The organism is Marinomonas shanghaiensis (genome assembly GCF_003259175.1).
In the GTDB taxonomy this organism is placed as follows: domain Bacteria; phylum Pseudomonadota; class Gammaproteobacteria; order Pseudomonadales; family Marinomonadaceae; genus Marinomonas; species Marinomonas shanghaiensis.
Genome location: NZ_QGOK01000023.1, coordinates 78,019 through 85,035 on the forward strand (window position 1 = coordinate 78,019; position 7,017 = coordinate 85,035).

At 45.5% G+C, this 7,017-nt stretch carries 5 protein-coding genes; 2 read left to right on the top strand and 3 right to left on the bottom strand.

Annotation, left to right across the window (positions count from 1 at the left end; all coding sequences use genetic code 11):
• Nucleotides 1-88 precede the first annotated feature (88 nt).
• Nucleotides 89-1,822, bottom strand: a complete 1,734-nt coding sequence (gene argS / locus DKT73_RS17110; RefSeq protein ID WP_111639765.1) for an arginine--tRNA ligase — start codon at nucleotides 1,820-1,822, stop codon at nucleotides 89-91.
• A 133-nt stretch (nucleotides 1,823-1,955) separates the two neighbouring features.
• Nucleotides 1,956-3,461, bottom strand: coding sequence for a threonine ammonia-lyase, biosynthetic (gene ilvA, locus DKT73_RS17115; protein ID WP_111639766.1), 1,506 nt, complete (start codon nucleotides 3,459-3,461; stop codon nucleotides 1,956-1,958).
• A gap of 299 nt (nucleotides 3,462-3,760) precedes the next feature.
• Here ilvA and rpiA point away from each other — a divergent pair, with 299 nt between their 5' ends.
• Nucleotides 3,761-4,432: a ribose-5-phosphate isomerase RpiA gene (gene rpiA, locus DKT73_RS17120; RefSeq protein ID WP_111639767.1), complete on the top strand. Its 672-nt coding sequence runs from the start codon at nucleotides 3,761-3,763 to the stop codon at nucleotides 4,430-4,432.
• A 67-nt stretch (nucleotides 4,433-4,499) separates the two neighbouring features.
• On the opposite strand, the gene DKT73_RS17125 is transcribed toward rpiA, so the two are convergent.
• A complete protein-coding gene (locus DKT73_RS17125) occupies nucleotides 4,500-5,468 on the bottom strand; it encodes a zinc transporter ZntB (RefSeq protein ID WP_157959204.1) in 969 nt (322 codons plus the stop codon).
• A 147-nt stretch (nucleotides 5,469-5,615) separates the two neighbouring features.
• On the opposite strand from DKT73_RS17125, the gene DKT73_RS17130 reads away from it, so the two are divergent.
• Nucleotides 5,616-6,575: a class 1 fructose-bisphosphatase gene (locus DKT73_RS17130; protein ID WP_111639769.1), complete on the top strand. Its 960-nt coding sequence runs from the start codon at nucleotides 5,616-5,618 to the stop codon at nucleotides 6,573-6,575.
• Nucleotides 6,576-7,017 lie beyond the last annotated feature (442 nt).

The following is a 7,017-nucleotide window of genomic DNA, read 5'->3' on the forward strand; positions in this document are numbered from 1 at the left end:
GTCACTTAAGATTAAAAACATAAAAGGCGCTCATCAAACCGAAAAGCGCCTTTTATTTTATTCATGAAAACAAAACGGTAGAGAAGGTTTACATACGCTCTAACGTCTCAATCCCCAACAAAGACAAGCCAAGTTTCAAGGTTGAAGCTGTACTCAGCGCCAATTGTAAACGGCTGTGCTTCACCTCATCCTCGGCATTCAGAATAGGACACGCTTCGTAGAAAGTCATGAAGACACCCGCTAAATCGTACAAGTAAGCACATAAAACATGTGGTGTACCGTCGTTCGCGACTTGTTGAATGGCTTCTTCAAACTGACACAATTTCACCGCTAAGGCACGTTCTTGTGGCTCGTCAACGGAAACATCCGCCGTCAAGCTCACCACATCAATCTCAGAGCGTTTCACAATACTCGCAACGCGAGAATAGGCGTATAACAAGTAAGGTGCCGTATTGCCCTCAAAGCTCAGCATGGCATCCCAGTTGAAAACATAATCGCTGGTGCGGTTTTTTGATAAATCCGCGTATTTAACCGAGGCAATACCGACCACTCGACCAATGTTTCGTAGCTCTTCTTCGTCCATTTCAGAATTCTTCGACGCCACCAATTGATAAGCACGCTCTTGCGCTTCTTCCAACAAAGAAGACAATTTCGCCACACCACCAGAACGGGTTTTAAAGGGTTTGCCATCACTGCCCATTACCGTACCAAATGGCATGTGTTCCAGTTGTGTTTCTGGTTTTACAAAGCCTGCTTTACGAGACAGGGTGAAAATTTGTTGAAAATGCAAAGACTGACGAGCATCGACAAAATACAACACACGATTCGCATTTAAAGTATGCTGACGAAAACGCACGGCCGCTAAATCTGTTGTCGCATACAAGAAACCACCACCGGTTTTCTGCACGATAACAGGCGTGATCTCGCCTTCTTTATTGGCAAACTCCTCCATGAACACACATTGTGCGCCATTGGACTCTTGCAACAAACCTTGGTCTTTCAGCTCACTAACCACGTTAGCCAAATCATCGTTGTAAGCACTTTCTGGCATCACATGCTGACGCTCTAGAGACACACCCAACATTTTGTAGGTTTCCTCGCAGTGTGTCAGAGAGATATTGATAAACTCATCCCATAACGCTAAGCATTCTTCGTCGCCAGATTGCAAAGAAACAACCAATTCACGAGCGCGTGTTGCAAACGCTTCATCGTCATCAAAACAGGTTTTCGCGGCACGATAAAAAGTCTCAAGATCCGATAGCGCCATACTGATGGTCGCATTTTCAGAACGCAGACGTTCCATGTACGCCAGCAGCATACCAAATTGTGTTCCCCAGTCGCCTACGTGGTTTTGACGGACCACATGATGACCAAAAAACTCCAACGTACGAACAACCGCATCACCAATTACAGTGGAACGAAGATGACCCACGTGCATTTCTTTGGCAAGGTTTGGTGAAGAATAGTCCACCACAACGGTTTCAGCTGTTTCAACAGGATTTACATCAAGACGTTCACTCGTGCGCAATTGTGCGAGCTCTTTGCTCAACCAAACATTCTTTAGGAAGATATTGATAAAACCCGGTCCAGCGATTTCCACTTTATCGGCCAGATCAGACAGATCCAGCTTATCCAGTGTGGCTTGGGCAAAATCGCGAGGATTCATTTTTAAGGCTTTTGCCGCGCCCATAATACCGTTGGCCTGATAATCACCAAATTGTACTTTCGCTGATTGACGAACCAAAGCGGGCGCCGTATCTAACCCACCAGCCGCCACCATAGCCGCTTGAATGCGTTGATTTAAAAGAGTTTGAATATTCACAAGGAGACCTTTAAACAGTAAATATGCCGCTCATCATGGCGACATATAAGAATCACACAGCCCTCTCACTGTCACCAATGAGAGGGCTGAATTCAAAAAATAATGGTACTAATGATAACCGATTTTCATGCTTTTAGCGAAAGAACAGCTTGCAAGCTTGGTTGTTATTTTCATCTTGATAAGGGTAGCCAAGTTCGTCTAAGAAATGCGTCACGTCCGTTTCTTCACCCACCGCCTGCAACCCGACTAAAACACGACCATAGGCATCGCCATGATTACGATAATGGAACATGGAAATATTCCATTGCCCACCAAGGGTATTTAAAAACTTCAGCAAAGCACCAGGACGCTCAGGGAATTCGAAGCTATACAACAACTCTCCCTTATCACTGCGCAAATGCCCACCTATCATATGACGCACATGCACCTTAGCAGTTTCATCATCGGTTAAATCCACGATTTCATAGTCTTTAAGATCAGCCAGTAACTCTTTACGACTGTGAGGACTGCCACCCAAGGCCACCCCTACGAAGATCACCGCTTCTTTATCATCACCATATCGATAGTTAAATTCCGTGATATTACGACCCACCAAGGCTTGGCAGAAGTCTTTAAAACTGCCTGGGTGCTCCGGAATTTTTACCGCAATAATAGCTTCGCGTTTTTCGCCTAATTCTGCCCGTTCAGAAACATGGCGCAAGCGGTCAAAGTTCACGTTAGCGCCACTGTTGATGGCAATCAGCGTTTGACCTTTTGCGTCTTCACGTTCGATGTATTTCTTCAAGCCTGCCAAAGCACAGGCGCCAGCCGGTTCGGTAATAGCGCGCGTATCATCATAAATATCTTTGATCGCCGCACACATTTCATCCGTGGTCACTGTGATCACTTCGTCGACCGTGCCTTTCGCAATCGCAAAGGTGTTATGGCCAATTTCTGCCACAGCGACCCCTTCGGCAAAAATCCCCACGGTTGCCAAACGCGTTGGTTTGCCTTTCTCCATAGCAATTTTCAAACACGCCGCATCTTCGGGTTCAACGCCGATTATCTTGATGTCTGGGCGCAAATATTTCACGTAAGCCGCAACCCCAGCGATTAAGCCACCGCCGCCAACCGGAATAAAAATCGCATCAATATTGCCTTCATGCTGATGAAGAATTTCCATGCCGATTGTACCTTGGCCCGCAATGGTGTCCAAATCATCAAACGGATGCACATACACTTGACCGGTTTGTGCCATGATTTCACGTGATTTTGCCGAGGCTTCATCAAAGGCATCACCAAATAGCACGACTTCCGCCCCATGATTGCGCACCGCACTGACTTTTACTTCAGGCGTGGTCGCTGGCATAACAATGGTTGCCTGAATACCCAGTTTCTTAGCCGCCAAGGCCAAACCTTGCGCATGATTACCCGCCGATGCCGCGATGACACCACGCGCGCGCTCTTCTGGGGTTAATTGACAAATTTTGTTGTATGCCCCACGAATTTTGAAAGAGAAAACTGGCTGCAAGTCTTCTCGCTTCAAAATAATCTCGTTGCCCAATCGGTTTGATAATTGATTGGCACGAGACAGTGGTGTTTCTACGGCAACGTCATAAACGCGCGCCTGTAGAATCTTTTTGATCATGGTATGAGGCATAGTGTTTCCTAAACGAATATAAATCGACAACACGATGTTCTTAACGACATCTACGCTGACTGCTAGTCAAAAAAAACCGAGTAGGAAATATACTCTTTCACCTCTCTTGGCGCAAAGACAGATCGCCTCTAAATACATATTTAGAAGGCATAAAATCGCTAATTTGCCCCATACGACGGGGTAACAATCACTCTTGGAAGCGCCTATAATATTGCCACCATCAGAGGATGGCTTAGCGTTTAAAATAAGCCAGACAATACCACCCCCTAATAAAACTATAATAGAAGGTGAACACCACCATGACACAAGACGAATTAAAACAAGCGGTTGCCAAAGCGGCTGTAGATCACATTTTACCCATGCTAGAAGCAGACACCATTGTTGGTGTGGGCACAGGCTCAACCGCCAACTTGTTTATTGACGAATTAGCCAAATACAAAAACCGCTTTGACGGCACAGTTGCCAGTTCCGAAGCCACCGCAGAACGCCTAAAAAAACATGGCATTCCTGTCTATGATTTGAACAGTGTTGATAGCATTCGTGTATATGTCGATGGTGCGGATGAATCCGATGAACACCTACACCTCATCAAAGGCGGTGGTGCGGCATTAACGCGTGAGAAAATTGTCGTCGCCTGCAGTGATGAATTTATCTGTATCGCCGACGAATCAAAGTTGGTTAAAGTACTTGGTGATTTCCCACTTCCCGTTGAAATTATTCCAATGGCGCGCGGCCACGTAGCACGTGAATTAGTCAAATTAGGTGGAGATCCGGTGTATCGTGAAGGTGTAGTGACGGATAACGGCAACCATATTTTGGATGTCTACAATTTAAAAATTCTTGACCCCATCGCACTAGAAAAAAGCATTGACGGGATTGTTGGTGTCGTGACGAATGGCTTGTTCGCAAAACGCTCTGCGGATATTTTATTGTTAGGTACCAAAGAGGGTATCAAAACAATAAAAAAATAACCTAAGTTTCCCTACAAGCCTCAAACACAGTCGAGGCTTGTAGGTATGTCAAACAGAGTGCCAACCACTAAAACCAACGGCTTCTTCGCATCAATACAAACTGACCACCGCCTAACACCACGAGAGCCACACAGAACAGCCAAAACGCGGCATTGCTATCAGTACCAGGCATACCACCAATATTGATACCGAATAAGCCTGTCAGAAACCCTAATGGCATAAAAATCCCTGACAAAATAGACAATACATACATACGAGCATTCATTTTCTCAGCTTGTAAATTGGCAAACTCTTCTTGCATCAATAGACAACGCTCACGTAATGACTCCAATCCTTCCACATAGCGAGTAATATCGTTCGCAGCTTCTTGCACACGTGCAATTTGCTCAACACTCATCCAAGATACCGCTTCTTGAGATAGCTTATTGATCGCTTCTTTCTGCGGCACTAAAAAGCGTCTCAAACGAATCGTTTCAAGACGGCGCTGAACAAGCGAATCACGTTGTCCAGCATCAATACCTTCACCAATGCTCTCTTCTAAATCCGCTAATTCATCTTCCAAATCAGTAATGACGGTTGCCATTCTATCCGTTAACGTTTCCGTTAATGTCGCAACAACGTCAGCCGTATTAGTCGGTCCTTCATTGTTATTAAGATCTTTCACGAGGCCTTGCACCGACAATAACTTACGTCTTCGACTTGATACAATAAAGTGCGGGGTGACCCAAAGGCGTAAAGACACCATGTCGGATGGATTCGACTCTGGATTTAGATTAACGCCTCTAAGCGTCAGCAATAGACCTTTTCCCATTCTAACGGCACGAGGACGTGTTTCTTCGGCAAACAACGCTTCTACCGCCGTCTCTGGAATGCCCTCAACACTCGACAACCATGTGTAACCCTCTTCCTCGTAACAGTCTAAATGCACCCATCGACAACCCTGTTCAGGCACGGTATGAGGCAAATCAGCCAGCGGCAGCGACACCGCACCGCCTTCACCATTAAGTTCTAAATTGTGTACCACAAACGCAGACATATCATTTCCTCTCAACATTTTTCGTAGATTATCGGAAAACGTTGGCTTTCCCTATTTATTTTGCCTTCCTATTCCTAGCTTGGCTGACACCCAATGCCTAGAGTGGCATAATTTAAGTCACTTCAAATAACAAGGAAATGCCATACCATGCAAAACTTATCTGATGTTTTAGCATCCAACACGACACCAAAAACATTACAAGCTGTGTTAGCGGTAACAACCGACACCTGCATTGCGATTTCTGATGCGCTAAAACAAGGGTCACTTGCAGGTATTTTAGGCATGGCTGGCAATGAAAACGTTCAAGGTGAAGAACAAAAAAAACTGGATGTCATTTCAAACGACATGCTTAAAGACGCACTCATCGCTTGCCCTGCTGTGAGAGCCATTGCTTCGGAAGAAGAAGACTACATAGTACCAGCCAACACAGATGGTGAATACTTCATCGCCTTTGATCCATTGGACGGTTCGTCTAACATCGATATCAACGCCATGGTTGGCACTATCTTTTCAATCTACCGCCAAACTGGTGACCAACCTGCAACAGAAGCGGATTTCTTGATTCCTGGAAAAGAGCAAGTCGCGGCAGGTTACGTTCTGTATGGCCCATCAACCATGTTGGTTTTAACAACAGGCAATGGCGTTAATATGTTCACCTACGATCCAACCAAACACGTCTTCACATTAACGCACGAGAACATCCAGGTGGCACAAGATACACAAGAATTTGCCATCAACATGTCAAATCAACGTTTCTGGTCGGCGAACATGCAAAACTACGTGAACGACCTAGTCAAAGGTAAAGATGGCGTACGCGGTAAAAACTTCAACATGCGCTGGGTTGCCGCCATGGTTGGTGATGTTCACCGTATCCTTTGTCGTGGAGGCATCTTCATTTACCCTTGGGACAACAAAGACCCATCCAAGGCCGGTAAACTGCGCCTAATGTACGAAGCCAACCCAATGGCGATGTTATTGGAACAAGCTGGCGGCAAAGCTCATACGCACACTCAACGTATTCTGGATATCCAACCAGAAGCTATTCACCAACGCGTCGCCGTCATTCTAGGCGCAGCAAACGAAGTGGATAAGTGCCTAAGTTATTAACAACCCAAGACATAATTTATTTTGCCTAAAGTGCATAACCTAACCAGTTAATAACAAAAAGGTCGCCAAGCGGCCTTTTTTATGACCGCCATTTCCATAACAATACATCACGTCTTAACGGGCTAAAGCCACGACCTAACGCTATCAGGGCTTTTTTTTGCCTCAAAGAAAGGCCTTTTGACGGCCTGAAGGCCGACCTACACGTGATTGGTTTTTGTAGGTCGTGGCTTTAGCCCGTCAGAGGGTTTGCAAAGGCTGAATGCTTTTTGACGGCCTAAACACGTGATTGGTTTTTGTAGGTCGCGGCTTTAGCGCTTCAGAGGGTTTGCAAAGGCTGAATGCTTTTTGACGGCCTAAAGGCCGACCTACACGTGATTGTTTTTTTGTAGCTATCAGGGCCTTCTTAATAAAATCTTGACGACGACTTATTATCACATGCTTG

Bases quoted from the DNA above. Each gene is read 5' to 3' on its own strand.
- ilvA (WP_111639766.1), bottom strand. From the start codon at position 3,461: ATGCCTCATACCATGATCAAAAAGATTCTACAGGCGCGCGTTTATGAC.
- rpiA (WP_111639767.1), top strand. From the start codon at position 3,761: ATGACACAAGACGAATTAAAACAAGCGGTTGCCAAAGCGGCTGTAGAT.
- DKT73_RS17125 (WP_157959204.1), bottom strand. From the start codon at position 5,468: ATGTCTGCGTTTGTGGTACACAATTTAGAACTTAATGGTGAAGGCGGT.
- DKT73_RS17130 (WP_111639769.1), top strand. From the start codon at position 5,616: ATGCAAAACTTATCTGATGTTTTAGCATCCAACACGACACCAAAAACA.